Here is a 19,171-nt window from a genome sequence, read left to right on the forward strand (position 1 = left end):
AAATGGATGATTAAATGGTGACAAGCTTAGAAATTTACCGTTTATAGTCAATATAGAGCTAGGGAGCTAAAGTAATGGGAAAAATCTGCCAATCTATTAATTATTTAGGTCGATTGACTATCGCCTCTAATAGTTGCGATCGTGCAAACGCCAATGATATTGATCGCCATTCACCGCATGTAGATGATAAATTCGATGCCAACTCTAGCTGGATAAATGTTTGCTCATCGATTCAGGTACACGTTCCCTGCCATAGTCAAATATTGACAAAATTATGGATTTATATTCCTGAAAATTTTAAGCCTCAAACTGCCAAAATTGAAATTACCGATTCGGCAGAGCCGACGCTTAGCGAACGAGATTTGACAAATCAGATTTTACGCACACGAACGATTGCTGCTCTAATTTCTCGTCAAGGTCAGTGGCTGCAAATAAAATTCGAGCGGTCGATCGCTCCCGACACAAAGTTGTCGATCGCCTTTAATAGTATCAGCCGAAATATGCTAGTAAGACTGCCGGAATATTTTGTGTATGGCAAATCTGTAAATGGGCAAAGCAGTTTTATAGGTAGAGGCTATTTCGAGCGAACGGAGCGATTTTAGTATCCAGCAAAATATCAAGACATAAGTTATCTAAGAATTTTTGATGTGAAATATGTGAATGACTTCACTATCTCTTTTGTTAAATTTAGTTCGATCGACGGAATTAGTTGTTTGCAGGTATTAAAAATAATGATAAAAGTTAAGGAAATTAAGTGCAATTATTTCTGTTGTTACACATTAAAAGCTGAGATCTGTTACTATCCATCATCTTAATTTATATATGTTCAGATTTTACAGATCCTAGAAAATAGATCGAATAGTAGCTAGATTTCTTCATTTCATCTGGATTTCATCTTAGCTATTTATATTTGATATATAGAGAGATAAGAGAGTCTAAAGCAATGAAAAAAATCTGGCTATTTATCGCTACTTGGGGTTTAGTAACTACAGCAGTTAATATTGGCAGCTATGCAAGTGCTAATGGTGACGACAGTACTTCACCCCATGTAGATAGTAAATTTGAGTTTCCTAATACTAGGTGGGCGACTGTCCGCCAGACTATTCAAGTCCATGTGCCCCCAAGCAGTCAAGCATTAACACTGTTATGGATTGATATTCCTAGAAATTTCGAGCTTCAAACTATCAAAATTGAAATTACAGATGGAAATAGACTAATCCCAGCCCCAATTTCCCGTCAAGGTCGGTGGCTGCTAATCAATTTCAGTCAACCGATCTCACCTAATACTAAATTACGGATTGATTTTAATGGTGTAAACCGTAATATGCTGCTCCAATCGTCTGTCTATTCTGTTTATGGCAAGACTATAGATGGGCTAACCAATTTTATTGGCACAGCGTACTTTCCTCAAGCAGATTAATTTTGTATTCTAAAGCTAGATATGCAGATACCACTATCTATATATTACATATATGATAAAGCTGCGGATAGGTCAATCGATTTTATTGCTGAAGTATATTTATCCGAGCAAAATATTTAATTAGGAGTGTGAAACATGAAACCATTAACTTCAGGAATTATTGTGTTAGCTAGTTCTGGACTATTATTACTTGGAGCCTGTAGCAAAGAGGCAAAAAATAGTGATTCGGCGAATCCAAATGCTACTACACCTTCAGCCGAAACAGCATCTCCAGTAACAACTACACCTCCAGCTACAACCACAGCTAAAACCCAAAGTAGTGAGGGTGGGAAGAGTAATGGTGGACAAGTAGTAGAATCGGGGAAATATCACTTAGAGTTCGTTCCAGAGAAGGGAACTAGTGAAACTCACTTAGATTTATACCTTCAAAAAGGTGACAATCATGAAGCTGTTGCTAATGCAAAAGTCACGGCTGATGTCCAGTTACCAGATGGTAAACTGAAAACTGTTCCACTTAGTTATGATGCCAGTGGTAAACATTATGCAGCAGTATTAAAAGAGAAAGTCACTGGTCAATATCAAGTCAAAATTACTGCAACGATTGGTAGTGAGAAAGCTGACGGTCGCTTCAATTTCGTTCGATAACTAAAATACATTTTTGAGGAGGAATGTACGAGCGATTCCTCCTCCTTCCGAGAGTTACTGGCGAGGTGCAACTTTAGGCATACTACAACCACTGCCACAATCGCAACCACTGGCACATTTACCACAACCACAGTCAGCAGCAAAAGCAGCTCCAGCAGTCACAACGGCAATAGCTACAGCAGTTACTGTTGCTTTTAAAATATTTTTAGCGGTCATAATTTCTATTATCCTTGAGTACCCCCCAATCATAAACCCTCTAGTTGGCTTGAGAGTCAAGCAAGATAGGCAAACTATATGCGGTAGAACCAATGCTGAAAATTGGCGATCTCAAAGAGCGAACGGGAGTGAAAGTTAGTACCCTACGTTACTACGAGAGTTTAGGCTTACTACAACCAGCACTTAGGAGTGATAGCGGCTATCGCTACTTCCATGACAATGCCGTGCAACGAGTATTGTTCATCAAGAAAGCTCAAACTCTCAATTTTTCTTTAACTGAGATTCAAGAAATTTTCAATTCTCACAATCGAGGTACAGCCGTCTGCTCGATTGTCAAAGATTTAATCGATCGAAAAATTAGTCATTTAGACATCGAGATTCAAAAGCTGCTCGAATCCAAACAAAGATTGGAAAGTCACCGCGAACGATGGTCTACCTATCCTGAAGATCTTCCTAATAGTGAAAGTGTCTGCACTCTAATTGAAGAATTGATATCGCTAGAAGCTAGTACTGTCAATTAATTCTGTAGATAAAATATCAATTTCGAGCGTTCGTCTTCATTTTTCTGCCAACGATCTTAGTCTTTTAATGAAAGTATTTTCACTCTCATTAAAAGACTAAGATCGTTATTTATTTACCTCGGATATAACCTGGTGAATAAGATGAAGATGGCGTGCTAACTGGTGACTGCATTTTCTTACAACAACCACCGCAACTGCGCTCTTGAGCAGAAGCCGCCCCAGTTGTTATTAATCCTAATGTGGCTAATGCCAAGATCGATCCGATCGCTAGTTTAATTTGTTTCGACATAATTACCTTTGATAATTTTCTATTCTAAGTTGTTACCTTCATTATAAAGTTTCTACTGGACTGTAGAGTCAATAGCTGACTTGAAATAATGTTTAGAATAAAAGTCCGTGATGTAAAAAGTGACGTTGGTAATAATTTTTGGTAAAATATAACAAGCTTAATTACTAATATTTATCAATGCAAATATGTGATTTCACCTTAATTTCATCTTGGTGTGTTAGAGCAAAATCCAATGCTTTTAAATGCCTTGAAGATAATAAACAAACTAAATAATCTATGCCAATAGGCTGATTTATTTACTACAAATTATTTGTGAAGATTAATACAGCAAACATCAAAATGTTTGTAGACGTTTTTTAAGGAGTAATCTGATGACTACTACTCAATCTCGTAACTCTCAACTCGAAGCTTGTATTGAAGCCTGCCTAAAATGTCTCCAAGACTGTGAATTTTGCACCACTGCCTGTCTGGATAGTGACATGGTGCAGATGATGGCTGCTTGCATCAAAGCCTGCCGCGATTGCGCCGATCTTTGCGCTCTTTGTGCCCGGTTTATGAGTCGCACTTCCGACCTACACGCTCAATTATGCGCGGTTTGTGCCGATGCTTGCGATCGCTGTGCTGCTGAATGTGCCAAGCACGACCACGAACATTGTCGTCGCTGTGCTGAGTCTTGTCGTCGCTGTGCCGAATCTTGCCGTCAAATGTCGATGGCACATTAGTAATAAATCCCTAATCTAGCGTTTGGCGATTCTGCTTGACCCTCTAGTTAGCTAGAGGGTCAAGAATAGAAAGTAACTAAACCCAAAAGAGCACGATTATCGTTTTGTAATACCCAAGGCTAAGCTCTGCCAAAGAATTCCCATCGGCTCGCAAGAAATTTGCCCATCGCTATCCAACTAAAATATCTAAAAAATTATGACCGAGCGTAATAACCAAGATCGAGCATTCGTCGTTGGCAACGCCTCTTCCGTGGAGAATCATAGAAAAATGGCAAATCCAGCAACATTTCCACCAAAAATATGGGTAGGATTTGCGATCGCTGCCATCTTTTTGAGCAGCGGATTGGCGGCATGTTCCAATCGCACAGCGCAATCGCCATCAACAACAGATACTACGACCACGACCACGACTAGTCCAGCCGTAAGTTCAGCTCCCAGCTCATCGCCATCAACAACAGCGACTACACCCACGACCGATCCTTCTGTCAGTTCATCTCCAAACTCATCGAGTCAAACTATCTCCGATCGAGATTTTCTGACCATGATGACTGCCCATCACAAGCAAGCACTTGAAATGGCGGATTTAGCCCTAACCCGTGCCAAGCGTCCTGAAATCAAACAACTAGCTCGATCGATTATCAAAGACCAAAAGAGCGAGATTCAAACAATGGCAGCCCTTTATAAGACATCCTATGGCACAGAAATTCCCGCGATGGCAATGGGTGGTGGAATGATGGGCAAGGATGGCAATTCGATGAATGGCATGAATGGCATGAATGGCATGAATGGCATGAAAATGGATATGAATGCTCTCAAAAATGCCGCTGATTTCGATAAAGAATTTTTGCAGCAGATGAGTGTCCATCACCGGACAGCAACCGAGATGAGTCAGATGGTGTTACGGACGACCAAATCGCCAGAAATTCAGACATTAGCTCGGTCGATTATTAAGGCTCAAACTGCCGAGATCGCTCAGATGCAAAAATGGTACCAAAGTTGGTATAAATCCAACCTACCAAATAACACTTAAATTTAAAGTTTATCGATCCGCTTGACTCTCTAGCGGACTAGAGAGTTGAGAATAAGCATAAGTACATCTAAAACGCGCTCATCAAACTACCAACGAACAATGACTATCCAACTAAACATTCCTAACATGGCTTGCTCTGCCTGTAGTGAAACGATCTCCAAGGCAGTAATAGCGATTACCTAACGGTAGGCTACGCCAACGATCCGACAGCAACCGTGCAAGCCGATCCCAAAACCAAGCAAGTCAAGATTGAGACTCAAGCCTCTCAATCAGCGATCGAGAGTGCTATTACAGCGGCTGGCTACCAAGTAAATTAGCATAAATTAGAGTTCCAAACGGAGAAATCTCCCTGATTGATACCTTGACTTTGCATAAACGATCGCCAGTTTGCTAAATTACCCAAAATTCATCGATCGATTGTGTCAGTAATGGTACTGACATTGCCGATTATCAAAGCTAATTGGAGCTATATATATGTCTAAAATCGGTCTTTTTTATGGTACTCAAACAGGCAAGACAGAATCGATTGCCTTGATGATTCAAGAACAACTAGGTAGCGATGTTGTAGATATCCATGAAATAGCAGATGCCACAGGTGCTGATTTTGCTGACTACCAAGATCTAATTATCGGCGCACCAACATGGAATGTCGGTGAGTTGTCAAGCGACTGGGAAGATTTCTTTTCAGACTTGGATGATATTGATTTTAATAATAAGACCGTAGCTTACTTTGGGGTTGGCGACCAAACTGGCTATCCTGATAGCTTCATGGACGCGATCGGGATTCTCGAAGAAAAAATTAGCGCGCTAGGTGGTAAGACTGTTGGTGCTTGGCCGACTGATGGTTATGACTTTAATGAGTCACGGGGTGTCCGCAACGGTAAATTCATTGGTTTAGCACTAGATGAAGATAACCAAGGAGATTTAACCGAGTCGCGCATCAAAACTTGGTCGAGTCAGGTCAAACAAGCCTTTGGTGTCTGAGCATCACTATTGAGGATTGGTATTTCTCAAAATCTATAGTCAAAACTATCTTAATAAGGTATTTTCGACTAATTCTTGTAGAAATAGTTTGACAGTCTAAGCTAAATTCATTTGAATTTCATCTCAGGCTGTCAAACTGGAAGTCAAGTTAGATTTACTATCTCAATAACATTCGATCTGTAAGATCTAATCGGACAAAATAACCTTAGTGGTATCTTCATGAATAAGAACGAGCTGCCCCCTACAGGCAGTCATCAATACCCCCTCACTCGTCGCAGTTTCATTCGAGGGGGTGGCATTGCCAGCGGACTGATCCTTAGCAGTGGCATTCACAGTCTACTATCGAGTTGTTCGTCTCCATCTTCTACCACGAAACTACCTGAGAATAATACTGTAGCCCGCACTCCGAATCCGAAATTTACTCCCGATCTAGAAATTAACCTCAAGGCTGCACCGAAAACGGTGCAAATCCTCGCTGGACAACCAACCCAAGTTTGGTCTTATGCAGCAGAGCTAGTCAAAGGCGACCCAAACAGCTTACAAGCTGTTCCCGATAGTTATTTAGGCCCGATTATTCGCGTTCGGCAAGGTCAGCGCGTCCGAGTCAACTTCCAAAATAACCTACCCCAAGGGCAAAGTAGTATCGTGCATTGGCATGGCTTAATTTTGCCAGAAGACATGGACGGACATCCTCGTTTTGCAATTCAACCTGGACAAACCTATGTATATGAGTTTGAGGTTGTTAATCGGGCGGGGATGAACTGGTTTCATCCGCATCCAGATATGCTGACAGGGCAACAAGCTTATGCTGGCTTAGCGGGGCTGTTTATCGTCACAGATCCAGAAGAAGCCGCTCTCAAACTACCAGCAGGTGCTTATGAAGTGCCGATCGTCCTGCAAGATCGTACCTTAGATGCCAGTAACCAACTCCTTTATTTGGGCAGCAAAATCGGTACACCTCGTAACGATGGCATGGAGGGAATGGGCGGCATGGGTAGCATGTCACAGGGCAACTCAAATCAGTCTGGTGGCAGCATGGGTAACATGAGCAGCATGATGGGCTTTTTAGGTGAAAAGATTTTTATCAATGGCAAGCCCGACTTTACCCTGGCTGCGGCAACGCGAGTCTACCGCCTCCGCATCCTCAATGGTTCTAACGCCCGCATCTACAAGCTGGCATGGAGTAATGGCGATCCCTTGACCCTTATCGGCACTGATGGGAGCTTGCTGAGTCAACCTGTCACTCGCAAGTATGTGATGCTGGCTCCAGGCGAGCGGCTCGATGTTTGGGCAGACTTTAGCAAGCTGAAAGTTGGAACGCAATTAGCTCTCAATAGTCTGGCTTTCTCTGGAGCCGAGAATGTCGGTGGGAATAGTATGGGCGGGATGAGTTCTGGTAATGCCCCAGAACTTGGTGCGGCGATGACCCTATTTAACGTCAAGATCGCGCGGACGGAAACAGAAACTTTGCAGCTTCCCAACAAACTAGCCGCTCTACCCTTATTGCGTCCAGAAGATGCTACTAATGCTGCCCAACCTCGCCCCGTTGAGCTTTCGCTCCAAGGGATGAAATGGGTGATGAACGGGCAACCCTTTGAAATGACTACCGCCACACCGCAGGAAACTGTCAAGTTAAATTCGATCGAGCAGTGGGAGATTATCAACAAACTCAATCCTGGCGCGATGATGGATGCCAAGGGGATGGCGCATCCCATTCATCTACACGGCGTGCAGTTTCAAGTCATCAGTCGCCAAGTTTTGCCAGAACTTGCCGCCGGATGGCAAACAGTTAAGGATGGCTATGTGGATGAAGGCTTCAAGGACACTGTAATGGTGATGCCAGGTGAGCGAGTCAAATTGCTAATGAAATTTGATAAATACAGCGGCTTATTTACCTACCATTGCCATAACTTAGAACATGAAGATGCTGGGATGATGCGGAATTATCGAGTCAATGCCTGAGTATTCTATCTATCTCAAATAATCGAGTTTATTTACTGGGAAAATCATGAGCGATCTAATTGTTGTCGGCTTCAAAGATGAGTTCAAAGCAGACGAGGTTTTAATCGAGCTGAAGAGACTCGAACTAGAGTATTTAATCGACTTGGAAGATGCGGCTGTTGTGGTCAGAAATCAACAAGGTAAAGTTAAAATCAAGCAAGCTCAAGAACTTGTAGCTGATGGTGCCGTAAGTGGAGGCTATTGGGGATTGCTGCTGGGCATCATTTTCTTCCATCCAATCTTGGCTGTCTTAGGTGCAGCCGCTGGAGCAATTTCAGGAGCATTAACCGATGTCGGGATTGATGACAATTTTATTCACGATATTGGTAGCACGATTGAGCCTGGAACTTCCGCCATCTTTGTGTTGGTGAGAAAAGCAACACCCGATAAAGTTTTAGCAGCTTTAAGTAAGTTTGATGGCAAAGTTTTACGGACTTCATTATCAAGAGAGGATGAAGCAAAATTACAAGCTGCTCTAATAAAGCATGAATTAGTGGTACTTTAACAAAAAAATAGATAATTTTACAGATTGATAACGCGCTTGGATCGATCGAATAACTGAGTTGAAATATATGGAAGATCTAAATCTAAAACTCAAGGGGATGAGTTGTGCCTCCTGTGCCAACAGTATCGAGAAAGCAATCCTGAATGTGCCAGGGGTAGTAGAAGGTAACGTCAATTTTAGTATCGATCGAGCCAGCGTTCGCTACGATCCCAAGCAGACTAATATTAACATCATCACTAAAGCAGTTGTTGATATTGGGTATGAGGCGCAAATTATCCCCGCAGATCTCAGCAGTGAAGACGACCTCGGAAATAGTCAACAACAACTAGAAGAGCGAAATCTTCAGCGCAGAGTTCTAGTCGGGGCAATTCTCAGTGTACTGCTGGTCATCGGCAGTTTGAGCCATTTTAATCTCACACTTCCATCCTTCTTAGTTAAACTGGAAAATCCCTGGGTACAGCTAGTACTAGCATCACCCGTACAGTTTTGGGTAGGTAGGGAATTCCAAATATCGGCATGGAAGGCATTTCGCCACCGTACCGCTGATATGAATACCCTGATTGCGCTCGGCACGAGTATCGCCTTTTTCTATTCACTCTGGGTAACGATCGATCCTCGTTACTTCACAACACAAGGATTATCCGCAGAAGTCTACTATGAAGCGACGGCGATGATTATCACCTTGACGCTGTTGGGAAGATGGTTGGAAAATCGTGCCAAAGGAGCCACGTCGTCAGCGATTCAGGCATTGATGGGGTTACAGGCAAAAACTGCACGGGTGGTGCGGGATGGTAGAGAACTTGACATTCCGATCGCGGAAGTTGCTCTTACAGATATTGTCGTAGTACGTCCTGGTGAGAAAATTCCTGTCGATGGTGAAGTTGTATCGGGATATTCCACTGTGGATGAGTCGATGCTCACTGGCGAAAGTTTTCCAGTAACTAAACAAGTCGGCGATGAAGTTGTCGGTGCAACTCTCAATAAAATGGGTAGCTTTCAGTTTCGGGCGACTAAAATCGGCAAAGATACCGCCCTAGCTCAGATTGTCAAATTAGTCCAACAAGCGCAAAATTCTAAAGCCCCAATCCAAAAACTAGCCGATAACATTACTAGCTGGTTCGTTCCGGTAATTCTGGCGATCGCTGTGACAACTTTCGTAGTCTGGTTTCTAACGATCGGCAATTTTACTCTATCGATCGTCACAATGGTCGGTGTATTAATTATCGCTTGTCCCTGCGCTTTGGGTTTAGCAACGCCCACCTCAGTTACCGTCGGTATTGGCAAGGGAGCAGAAAATGGCATTCTGATTAAAGCTGCCGAAAGTCTCGAACTCGCTCGTCAAATCCAGACGATCGTGTTGGATAAAACGGGTACCATTACTCAGGGTAAGCCTGTTGTCACCGATACTTCTTCCATGCTAGATCTCGTTCCTACTAGTGCGAATATTCTAGCTCCACTGGCTTTATGGCGATCGATCGGTGCTTTAGAAAGTAACTCCGAACATCCCCTGGCTGAAGCCTTACTTCAATACGCCCGCGAGCAAAATAAAGACTTACAATTACCAACTGTCGGTCGATTTGAAGCGATTGCGGGAAGTGGTGTCAAAGGTATTGTCGAACAGCAACAAGTTCTGATTGGTACCCAACGCTGGTTCGATGAAATGAACATCAATTCAGCCGTATTCCAAACACAGAAAGACGGGTGGGAGGATGCCGGAAAAACTGTGGTATTCGCTGCTGTTAATGGTCATTTACAAGCCGCGATCGCTGTTGCTGATACTGTTAAACCCAACTCTGCTAAGGCGATTCAAACCCTACAAAAAATGGGGATCGAGGTCGTGATGTTAACTGGTGATAATCAACGCACCGCCAAAGCAATCGCCGATCGAGTCGGGATTACCAGAATCTTAGCCGAAGTTCGCCCCGACCAAAAAGCCCAGACGATTCGGACTTTGCAAGTAAAAGAGAAAAAGGTTGTGGCAATGGTTGGAGATGGTATTAATGATGCCCCCGCACTCGCTCAGGCTGATGTTGGGATGGCGATCGGCACGGGTACGGATGTCGCGATCGCGGCAAGTGACATCACGCTGATTTCGGGGGACTTACAGGGGATTGTGACGGCAATTCGGCTCAGTCGCGCCACGATGCAAAATATCCAGCAGAATCTATTCTGGGCACTAGGCTATAACGTACTAGGCATCCCGATCGCGGCGGGGATTCTGTTCCCGATTACGGGCTGGTTGCTCAATCCAGCGATCGCGGGTGCGGCGATGGCATTTAGCTCGATTTCAGTCGTCCTCAATGCTTTGAGATTAAAAGGAGTAAAAATATGAAACTGGCAGCAATCTCGATTGGGGCAATGCTCTCGATACTTCAAATGAGCGGCTCCGCCAACGCTCAAATGGGTGGAGGATCGCCAATGCAAATGCAACCCTCAACTTCAGACCGCACGTTTCGTCAGATCGAGCAGCCTTTACCCATCAAAGTTGGCGTGGTACTTGGCGGACTAACTCTGATTGGTGCCGAACTCTGGTGGTTTCTGGGACGCAAACAACAAAAACAACAAGCAATCCAAACTAATGGGGTGCAAGAAGTATTAGTAACAGTTGATGGGGGCTATCGTCCCGATCGAGTTGTTGTTAACAACGGTGAACCCGTGCGGTTGTCGTTTCATCGGTTAGACAGTAATTCTTGTCTGGATGAAGTATTAATTCCCGATTTTGGAATTAGCACCCGCTTACCTGTCGGGCAGACAACAACTGTTGAATTTACTCCAAAGCAGGTAGGTGAATATGCTTTTACTTGTGGGATGAGAATGTTTCGTGGCGTTATTGAAGTCACCGCAACATAATGTCGCAGTTACTCGATTGGGGAGAACATAATTCACGATCTCTTTTGTCATAAATTCACTCTAGTTTTATCGTTTCTCAACAGCATAAGGTATGACACACAACCACGGCAGCGAACATCCGCACGGGAGCGGAAATTACAATCGCGCTTTTATTACAAGTGTCACTCTAAATACTTTATTTGTCGCGATCGAGGCATTTTATGGGATTGCGGCCAATTCATTAGCTTTAATTGCAGATGCAGCAGTGTCGTCTAATACACGCGATCGGAGATCCCATAGCGTCGGCTTTGCCGAATCGCCAGCTAGAAACGGTCACAGTTACACTCCAGCCAAAGAAGTTGCATAATCTTGATTCTGCATAACGACCCCGTTCACCCGCCGTCAGTAACCTCTTGGATTCACCAACCAACTTGATTCGGTCAGTGTGCAACGGGATTGTTAGACCTCGCGCGACGATGTAGTTTCCTCCACTAGTGGTATCTGTAAAGTTAACCAATCTTTCACATTAGCAACATAGCCGATCCACTCTTGGGTGGAGCTAAAGAGATCGATGATTTTTGATAACCCAACATCTCTATTCCAATCAAGTCTGTTTATTATATCGTCTACATACTTATGGCTGTCATCAACAGCTACGATCTGCTTTGCTACCCCAATTATTTCATTGAATTCGTTATTATCAGTGCCTTCTAAGCTAATAACTACGCTGTGAATGTACTTTTCGGGTTTAGTATTTTCTGGAAGATTCAAACATTTTATTTTTTCAAGACTAAGCTTCCGAAGTGATTTTGCATGTTCATCATTTCCAGTTAAAACAGCTTTTAATCGTGCCTCCTGTTCTTCTTCGGTTCTATAAACATCTCCATCTAGCACAAACATATTATACTCGCAATTTTCACCGCGTAGGCGTAATCCAGCTAGGACTGTAAAACAATTGATAGCTGCGCCAAATCTTTGTACGGAAACATGCCTAGAAATACCTAATTGACCTGCCACCTTTTTGATGATTGTTACGGCAAGATCGTCTTCAACAAAAACCTCAAGTAATCTAGGCTGAGTCCCTGTCAAACGATTTATTGCATCTGGTTTTGTATCGTCAAAGCATAGGGTTTTTTCTGAGGTGCCAAAGATATGCCTTATATTAATTAAGTCTGACAACTCAATGATTGATTCTCTATGCGTCGTGAATATCACTTGAAGATTATAGCTTAGTGCTCTTTCAGATACCACTTTTATTAGATTCTTCATTGCTGAATCATGTAAAAGGAGATCGAGTTCATCTATAAGAATAAGGCTATTTTTCGCTGCTCTAAAAACTCTTTCTAGTAGTAAAAATATTTTTTGTTCTCCGGCACTCATGCTCAGGGCAGAGTATCTAATCCCGTTAGCTTCAACGCCAATAAATTTCCTCCCTTTGCCAGGGTCATGAATATTATAAGCCGTATATTGCCTGTTGAGACAATAAGATGCTTTTTCTAGTATCGTAGTAACAATATCTTCACTTATATTCTTGGTTGAGTAGTTGATTTTTACATTTCGTTTTTCTGCTTCGATGAGTGGAACACAACTATCTACGCCGAAGTAATGTACATTCCTTGTAGGTCGTCTTTTATATATTGGTTTCCACCGATCGCTACTCTTTCCGTAGATCTGCTCTACATTTTCGTGTAGGTGAGATGACTGCCTGTACGTATGGACTAGCTTTAACTCACTACCTTCCCATAACGCATCAGGGCTTGGCAGAAAAAAGTTGCTAAATTTATAGTCTTCTTGTCCTTCAGTTGGTGGTTGAAAGCAGCAGGCTAGGGCATGAAGAATAGTTGATTTTCCATACCCGTTTGGACCAAGGATACCTGTTATATTTCTACTCTCAAATGAAATGCAAACGTCTTTGACATTCTTGAGCTTTTTTATCTCTAGCTTATGCAATCGTTGTTGAGAAATTGACATATTTTCCTGTGGTTTCGCCGCCTAACTTATGAAAAATCTCAAGCCTTCCTAATTTTAGGCTACCCATGATTATTTGTGATTGTCGTATCTCACCGCTAACCTCCTCTTCTGCGTCCCCACCGATAGCTCAGAGATCTAAATATTATTTAGACTGACAGCATCAGTCTATTGCACCGATTTGGGGTAGTTAGATGGACATTTATCCACCTGATACACCTTATTGGGGTGTTTAGACCGAACGAATTTAGTCTAAACACCCAAGAGACTAGTCGCTCGGATTTGACACTATTTGTAATGAGCGTTAATCCATACTAGATGTAGAGGCAGACAATCGTCTAAAAAGCTATCGAATGAATTTTATAAGGGCTACTTGCCCATTAAGCTTCGGGATGAAAATGTAAGTGATGGTGCGGACTTCGTTTGCTCAGATGTGGGGAATGTTTGTGAAGATGCTCTTCGTCGTAGCTGTGTTCGTGCTCGTGCCATAGCCCAGCTTGTAAATCAGTTAGGTGACGAGGTTTGAAAGCTACATACACGACGACTAATAATCCAGCACCGATTAAGCTAGTGTAGAAAAAATTCCGAGCGGGTAAATTACTGCCCATCCAGCCTGCTAGTGGATAAGCGATCGCCCACCAGAGATGACTCCAGGCAAAATGGGCACCGTACACTCGTCCTTGAACTTCAACATCAACTCGATCGGCTATTAAAGTTTGAGTGGGCACATTTACTAGCGTTTGTCCGACTCCAGCGATCGCCCACAATACCAATAATCCGCCCAAATTTACGAGATTTGCAGGTAGTAAAGCCAACGTAATCAGCACAGCCCCGATACTCATCCACAACATCGGGCTAACTCTCTGCTGGAAATTACCCAAACCAATCGATGCAAGTGTTGCCCCGATCCCAAATGCTGCCATCACCCAGCCATATTCAATCTTGCCAAAATGAAGTACGCCTTGGACGTAACCAACTGTATTGACGAGAATTTCGGCTCCCGCGATTGCCGCAACTAATTGAAGTATCAGTGCGTATCGAATCGGCGGATCGGCGAACAGACAAACCGTGCCCATCCGAATATCCTCTAGAGTTCTGTTAACGGTTCTAGCTGTTTGTTGGTGCCGATCGACCATCAGTTGTCCAGGTAAGGTCACAATCAGGATTGTGGCAATTAAAAAGGTGATGCCATCGAGAAAAAAGACTTGTCTGGTACCCACAAATGCAGCGATACTCGCAGCTAAACCAGGCCCTAACACGCCGAGAAGCTGATAGGTGGCACTAGATAAGGCGATCGCTTGCGAACGTTCTGCTGCGGTCGTCACCAGCGGAATAGTGGCAGTATAGGTCGGCGCGAAGAACGCATAAAATACATTGAGAGACAGCACGAGCGCGTAGATTTGCCAGATCTGAGTGACGAAGGGTAACAGACAGACAATGACCATTCGCGCTAGGTGAGTCACAACCATCAACCATTTACGATCGACTCGATCGGCAATCGCTCCAGCGATGGGCGAAAGCACGACAAATGCCGTTACCCGCAGTGTTAGTGCTCCTGCCAATACCGTTCCGGCTTGCACTCCAGCTAACTCAAATGCTAATAATGCCAATCCTACCCAAGTTAGCGAGTCTCCCACGAGATTGATCGTCTGGGCTAGATACAGTCTGGCAAAGTTAGGATTTTCCAATCCTTGAAGCCATCGAGGATACTGTTTCATAATTGCTAAGTTGTTCGCCTACTATCTATCTCTAGCCTAACGATCGATACCACAACTCAAGTAAAAAACTATCGATCGGTCGATTTTTCGGTATTGCCGATCTAAAATTGGTGCAAGATGTGAGTAATGCTATTGTTTTTTGGGTATATGTAAATTTGACATTATTATCAGTTTGACAGCCTCAGATGAAATCTAGATGAAAATCATCAACCGATCTTTGTAAATAATGGAGCTATGTTAATTGTTTCCGAAATTGACGAATGCTGATAGTTAAGAAAAAAGCAGCAAACAGCAATAATGCGAAAACGTTAGGATAGAGCATGTCGATGCCGATTCCCTTGAGTAAAATGCCCCGTAAAATGCGGATATAATGCCGTAAAGGATTGAGAATGGACAGGTAACGAAGGAATTCAGGCATACTATCGATCGGCGCGATCGCCCCTGAAAGTTGAATCAATGGAATATTGGCAAAAAATGCCGTCAAGACGACCTGCTGTTGATTTTTAGAAACCGTTGCTAACAAAATTCCAATCCCAATCCCCACAAATAAATACAGACCAGATAGCAATAATAGCAGGAATAAATTGCCGCGTAATGGCACCCCAAATACGAGTCGGGCCACTCCCAACGCGATCGAAAACGTGCCCATCAGCAATATAAAAAGTGGGACAATTTTCGCGAGTAGAATTTCCCAGATGGCGGCAGGTGTCATCAACAACTGCTCCAAAGTTCCGACATCTTTCTCGCGAATGACCGTGAGCGCAGAAACAAGGGAACTAACCAGCGTGAGGGTAATCCCAATCACTCCTGGTACAAAAAACCAACCGCTGATTAAGCCAGGGTTATACAAAAACGTATGTGCTGGACGAATTAAAGGTAGAGCAATATTAGGCAGCAATTGACGACCATGTTCCTGAAGAATACGCAGGAGATAGGCACTGGCAATGCCTGCTGTATTTGCATCGACCCCATCGACCAGAATCTGGAGATCTGCGGGTCGATTGCGATCCAACTGTCGCTTAAAATTCGGTGGAATGACTAACCCAATGGTAATATTACCCTCTCGCACTTGTTCGCCAAGTTTGGCTTGGCTGGGTTGATACTGTTTCAACACAAATACTTTATTTTCAGTTAATGCAGAAATTAGTTCTCGGCTTTCGGCGACATGGGCGTAGTCTACAACTCCTAAGTTGATTTTGGTGGTATCGGGGTTAAGAGTAAACCCATACAGCAAAATTTGCAGGATCGGTGCCAGGGTCAATAAGATAACTAGCTCTTTGCTCCTGAGAATTTCTCGAACTTCCTTAACCACTAGTGCCCAGAAAGATCCAGGGATGACAGAACGCAGGAATTTAACGAACATTGTAGGAGCTTTGAAGTTAGGAGGATGGGGAGCTTGGAGAGTTGAAGCACCAGGGAATTTAGCACTGCGATCGTCTAAATTTAGAACTCATCACTTCAATCGCTAGATAGCTGCATCTTGCGTAATCCCCAACGGGCAAAGGCAAAGAGCATCAGCCCTAGAATGGCGATCGTTAGGATCGCAAACCAAGTCCCGCGCCAGCCTGTGCCACGCACAAACGCATCGCGGCTAATTTGAATGAAATACCGCGCTGGAACGATGTCAGCTAAATGGATTAAGGGAAACGGAATATTGCTAATTGGGTAAATAAAACCAGACAGCAATAGCGCGGTCATGAAGCCTGTTAAGGCGACGGCTTGGACGGTAGCCATCAGATTTTTTGCGCGTGTACCGATCGCCAGCCCAAACATCACACTGGCTGACAAGTACAGCGGTGTGCCGACTAGCAGGGGAATCGGGTCGCCCGCAAAGCCAAGTTTGAAAATGAAAGCACCAACTAGCATGAGGATCGCGGCTTCACCCAACGCTACAATCAGATACGCCAATCCTTTACCCAAAATCAACTCAGCAGCCGTCATATTTGTGGCATAGACTTGGATGATATTCCCTTTCTCTTTTTCACGCACCATTGACATGGCGGCTAACAATGAGGGAAATACCCACAGGAGAAAGCCAAATACGCCAGGTACGATGTAGAGCGATTCTTTTCGCCCTGGATTGAACCAGATTCGCAAATGAGGTGCGAGCGGATTTCGTCCAGGTTCTATGCCAGCAGCCGCTAGGAAAGCAGTGGTAGTAGCATGAATGCTGTTTTGGATCACTCTGGCGTTATTGGTGTCTGTGCCGTCTACTAGAATCTGTACGTCGCTACCGCGTCCCGATTTAATGTCGCGGCTGAAATTCGGTGGAATCAAGACCACCGCTTTTGCCAGCCCCCGATCGAGGGCATGAATCAATGTATCGCCGCCGTGGTCGGGCGTTGGTTGAAACTGGTTGGTTGCGAAAAACCGCTCGATATAGCTGCGACTGAGGGGAGTATTGTTGAGATCTTGGATGACGATCGGGATATTTTTTGCCTCTAGCCGAATGGCAAAACTTAAAATGAATAGCGAAATTAATGGCAGTAGAAACGCCAACGCCACCGTGAGCCGATCGCGCCGAAACTGCGCCAATTCTTTCACACACTGCACTAGAATTCGTTTCATGGCTGTTGCTCGGTGAGCAGAGTCGCATCGGCAGGCATTCCTGGTTTGACAAACCCAGCCGGATTATCAATCTTGAGCTTGATGCCAAACACTTGCTTGACTCGATCGTCTTTGAAATAAATATTTTCGGGTGTAAACGAAGCTTGGGGATCGATGGTGGCAACGGTTGCTGTGAGCGGTTTGCCAGGACTAGAATCGAGATAAATCCTTGCAGCTTGACCGACTCGAACTTTGCCAATGCTGCCTTCTGGAACGTAGCCCCTCAAATAAACCGTTTTGAGATTGACAATCGATAGTAGCGTTTTGCCACTGACTACGACAGCCCCTGGTTCCACACTTCGCGCTGTCACCACGCCATCGATCGGGCTAACCACATTCAGATAAGCAATTTGGGCCTGAATTTGCCCAATAGCTGCCTGAGCATTTTTGACATCTGCCTGTGCTGCTTGCAGTTGAGAAGTTGCCTGTTGTCGTTGTTGCTTTAACCCAGCCAGTCGAGCATTGCGAATGCCAGGGTTAAAGCTAGCGGTGTTTGCCAAACTTAGTCCACCACGCGCAGCATCAATTTGTTTCTGACTCGCCTCTACCGTAGATTGCGCTGTTTCTTGGGCGGTTTGTGCTTGGTCGAACCGTTGTCTGGATACGGCTCCAGCTTTGGCTAACCCCTCAAACCGATCGCGATCGATCCGTGCTAACTTTAACTGAGATTGGGCTTGCTTGAGTTGCGCTTCGGCGACTGCCACGGTAGACTGTGCCTGAAAGACACGCCCCTGCCGATCGGCTTGAGATTGTGCTAAGGTGAGTTGAGCTTCCTGGATCTGGGCATCGACCACCTGAATTTGTAAACGAGCCTGCCGCACTTGTTGTTGGGTTACACTCAGACGCGCCTGTAATCCCCGCCGCTGCGCTTGAATTTCTTCATCATTGAGGCGGACAATTAATTGACCTGCTTTAACCGTATCTCCTTCTCGGACTGCGATCGCGGCAATCCGACCTGGTACTTTTGCACCGATATCGGTTTCATACCCCTCAATTCGTCCACTGATTTGTAGATCCTTCGGTTTAGGTCGCGAGAGCAAGTACCAAGTTGAAAGTCCGGCGATCGCAATTACCACACCGATCCCGATGAACAGGTAAGTCTTGCGAGAGCCTTTAGAGGGTGGTTTAGATTCAGGTGGTTGGGATTCAGGTGGTTTAGATTCAGGTGGTTTAGATTCAGGTGGTTGTGAGGGAGACTGTGCTTCAGCTTCAGGTTTGGGAGGGGATTGAGTCATGACTGATGACCTCTTCGCCGCATCTGTAACCACATCGAAGTTCCAGTAGCAATCAACGCGAGTAAACCGATTGCATTGAGAAATGGGTAAATGGTTTCTAACTTTAGCGAGCCAAAGTTACCCTTATGTACCTCCAATAACCATTTCACCTCTTTTCCAGACAGGTCTGTAATTTGGTAAATCGAACCTGTAATAGCTGAGATTAGCAGTGGTAGTACCATAATTGGTGCGATCGCTCGATGAAATTGGCGGAACTGAAGAGATTTGCGATTGGTCATGTGGGCTACCTCTAGAGGAGCATGAGCATCTGAAACACTGCCTTGAGCAGGTCGATATCATTCAAACTTTAGAGCTAAATTCTGAGAAAGTTATGAGGGTTGTCTCGATTGTCAAGAGGTATTAATCTAAGTCCGAACTGTAACTAGACTCCAACTTCTTACTGTCCGATTGCATCTTCACAACTTCCTCAGATTATTTCTCT

General features: G+C 44.2%; 20 protein-coding genes and 1 pseudogene. 13 read left to right on the top strand and 8 right to left on the bottom strand.

All coding sequences use genetic code 11. The annotated features are described in order from the left end of the window. Positions 1–74 precede the first annotated feature (74 nt). The 3 genes from CHA6605_RS29185 (at position 75) to CHA6605_RS29195 (ending at position 2,065) form a co-directional block, all read left to right on the top strand. Complete coding sequence (locus tag CHA6605_RS29185) at positions 75–602, top strand: hypothetical protein (protein WP_015328766.1); 528 nt, start codon at positions 75–77, stop codon at positions 600–602. A gap of 341 nt (positions 603–943) precedes the next feature. Continuing rightward, positions 944–1,420: a DUF2808 domain-containing protein gene (locus tag CHA6605_RS29190; protein WP_015328767.1), complete on the top strand. Its 477-nt coding sequence runs from the start codon at positions 944–946 to the stop codon at positions 1,418–1,420. Positions 1,421–1,555: 135 nt separating this feature from the next. Continuing rightward, positions 1,556–2,065 carry a hypothetical protein gene (locus tag CHA6605_RS29195; protein WP_015328768.1) on the top strand — a complete coding sequence of 170 codons (510 nt, stop codon included), beginning with the start codon at positions 1,556–1,558 and terminating at the stop codon, positions 2,063–2,065. Between the two features lie 54 nt (positions 2,066–2,119). On the opposite strand, the gene CHA6605_RS34755 is transcribed toward CHA6605_RS29195, so the two are convergent. Further along, positions 2,120–2,281: a hypothetical protein gene (locus CHA6605_RS34755; RefSeq protein ID WP_015328769.1), complete on the bottom strand. Its 162-nt coding sequence runs from the start codon at positions 2,279–2,281 to the stop codon at positions 2,120–2,122. Positions 2,282–2,373: 92 nt separating this feature from the next. On the opposite strand from CHA6605_RS34755, the gene CHA6605_RS29200 reads away from it, so the two are divergent. Next, positions 2,374–2,802 (top strand): MerR family transcriptional regulator, encoded by a 429-nt coding sequence (locus CHA6605_RS29200; RefSeq protein ID WP_015328770.1) that lies wholly within the window; start codon positions 2,374–2,376, stop codon positions 2,800–2,802. A 109-nt stretch (positions 2,803–2,911) separates the two neighbouring features. Here the strand turns inward: CHA6605_RS29200 and CHA6605_RS29205 are convergent, their stop codons facing one another. Further along, the gene (locus tag CHA6605_RS29205) at positions 2,912–3,091 is read right to left on the bottom strand and encodes a hypothetical protein (protein ID WP_015328771.1); all 180 of its coding nucleotides are present in this window, start codon (positions 3,089–3,091) and stop codon (positions 2,912–2,914) included. Between the two features lie 371 nt (positions 3,092–3,462). Between CHA6605_RS29205 and CHA6605_RS33360 the strand changes: the two genes are divergently transcribed. The 9 genes and pseudogenes from CHA6605_RS33360 to CHA6605_RS29245 all read left to right on the top strand — a co-directional run bounded on the left by CHA6605_RS33360 (position 3,463) and on the right by CHA6605_RS29245 (position 11,529). Then, complete coding sequence (locus tag CHA6605_RS33360) at positions 3,463–3,813, top strand: four-helix bundle copper-binding protein (RefSeq protein WP_015328772.1); 351 nt, start codon at positions 3,463–3,465, stop codon at positions 3,811–3,813. Positions 3,814–4,009: 196 nt separating this feature from the next. Continuing rightward, on the top strand, positions 4,010–4,843 hold the full coding sequence (locus CHA6605_RS33365) for a DUF305 domain-containing protein (protein ID WP_086936357.1): 834 nt from the start codon (positions 4,010–4,012) through the stop codon (positions 4,841–4,843). Positions 4,844–4,942: 99 nt separating this feature from the next. After that, positions 4,943–5,160 (top strand): annotated as a pseudogene (locus CHA6605_RS29215) (heavy-metal-associated domain-containing protein). A 157-nt stretch (positions 5,161–5,317) separates the two neighbouring features. Next, a complete protein-coding gene (fldA, locus tag CHA6605_RS29220; RefSeq protein WP_015328775.1) occupies positions 5,318–5,827 on the top strand; it encodes a flavodoxin FldA in 510 nt (169 codons plus the stop codon). Between the two features lie 219 nt (positions 5,828–6,046). Beyond that, positions 6,047–7,789 carry a multicopper oxidase family protein gene (locus tag CHA6605_RS29225; RefSeq protein WP_015328776.1) on the top strand — a complete coding sequence of 581 codons (1,743 nt, stop codon included), beginning with the start codon at positions 6,047–6,049 and terminating at the stop codon, positions 7,787–7,789. A 46-nt stretch (positions 7,790–7,835) separates the two neighbouring features. Beyond that, the gene (locus CHA6605_RS29230) at positions 7,836–8,333 is read left to right on the top strand and encodes a DUF1269 domain-containing protein (RefSeq protein ID WP_015328777.1); all 498 of its coding nucleotides are present in this window, start codon (positions 7,836–7,838) and stop codon (positions 8,331–8,333) included. A gap of 67 nt (positions 8,334–8,400) precedes the next feature. Continuing rightward, the gene (locus CHA6605_RS29235; protein ID WP_015328778.1) at positions 8,401–10,665 is read left to right on the top strand and encodes a heavy metal translocating P-type ATPase; all 2,265 of its coding nucleotides are present in this window, start codon (positions 8,401–8,403) and stop codon (positions 10,663–10,665) included. Beyond that, positions 10,662–11,183: a cupredoxin domain-containing protein gene (locus CHA6605_RS29240; protein WP_015328779.1), complete on the top strand. Its 522-nt coding sequence runs from the start codon at positions 10,662–10,664 to the stop codon at positions 11,181–11,183. The genes CHA6605_RS29235 and CHA6605_RS29240 overlap by 4 nt, the downstream gene beginning before the upstream one ends. A gap of 91 nt (positions 11,184–11,274) precedes the next feature. Further along, a complete protein-coding gene (locus tag CHA6605_RS29245; protein ID WP_015328780.1) occupies positions 11,275–11,529 on the top strand; it encodes a hypothetical protein in 255 nt (84 codons plus the stop codon). 92 nt (positions 11,530–11,621) lie between these two features. Here CHA6605_RS29245 and CHA6605_RS29250 read toward each other — a convergent pair whose 3' ends face one another. The 6 genes from CHA6605_RS29250 to CHA6605_RS29275 all read right to left on the bottom strand — a co-directional run bounded on the left by CHA6605_RS29250 (position 11,622) and on the right by CHA6605_RS29275 (position 18,968). Next, complete coding sequence (locus tag CHA6605_RS29250) at positions 11,622–13,133, bottom strand: AAA family ATPase (RefSeq protein ID WP_015328781.1); 1,512 nt, start codon at positions 13,131–13,133, stop codon at positions 11,622–11,624. 377 nt (positions 13,134–13,510) lie between these two features. Further along, positions 13,511–14,848, bottom strand: coding sequence for an MFS transporter (locus tag CHA6605_RS29255; RefSeq protein WP_015328782.1), 1,338 nt, complete (start codon positions 14,846–14,848; stop codon positions 13,511–13,513). Between the two features lie 232 nt (positions 14,849–15,080). Then, entirely contained in the window at positions 15,081–16,211 is a 1,131-nt protein-coding gene (locus tag CHA6605_RS29260; RefSeq protein WP_015328783.1) for an ABC transporter permease, read from the bottom strand. A 95-nt stretch (positions 16,212–16,306) separates the two neighbouring features. Further along, the gene (locus CHA6605_RS29265; RefSeq protein ID WP_015328784.1) at positions 16,307–17,416 is read right to left on the bottom strand and encodes an ABC transporter permease; all 1,110 of its coding nucleotides are present in this window, start codon (positions 17,414–17,416) and stop codon (positions 16,307–16,309) included. Further along, entirely contained in the window at positions 17,413–18,690 is a 1,278-nt protein-coding gene (locus tag CHA6605_RS29270) for an HlyD family secretion protein (protein ID WP_015328785.1), read from the bottom strand. Before CHA6605_RS29270 ends, CHA6605_RS29265 begins: the two co-directional genes overlap by 4 nt. Next, positions 18,687–18,968, bottom strand: a complete 282-nt coding sequence (locus tag CHA6605_RS29275; protein WP_015328786.1) for a hypothetical protein — start codon at positions 18,966–18,968, stop codon at positions 18,687–18,689. The genes CHA6605_RS29270 and CHA6605_RS29275 overlap by 4 nt, the downstream gene beginning before the upstream one ends. Positions 18,969–19,171 lie beyond the last annotated feature (203 nt).

The sequence above is a fragment of the Chamaesiphon minutus PCC 6605 genome (assembly GCF_000317145.1).
GTDB lineage: Bacteria > Cyanobacteriota > Cyanobacteriia > Cyanobacteriales > Chamaesiphonaceae > Chamaesiphon > Chamaesiphon minutus.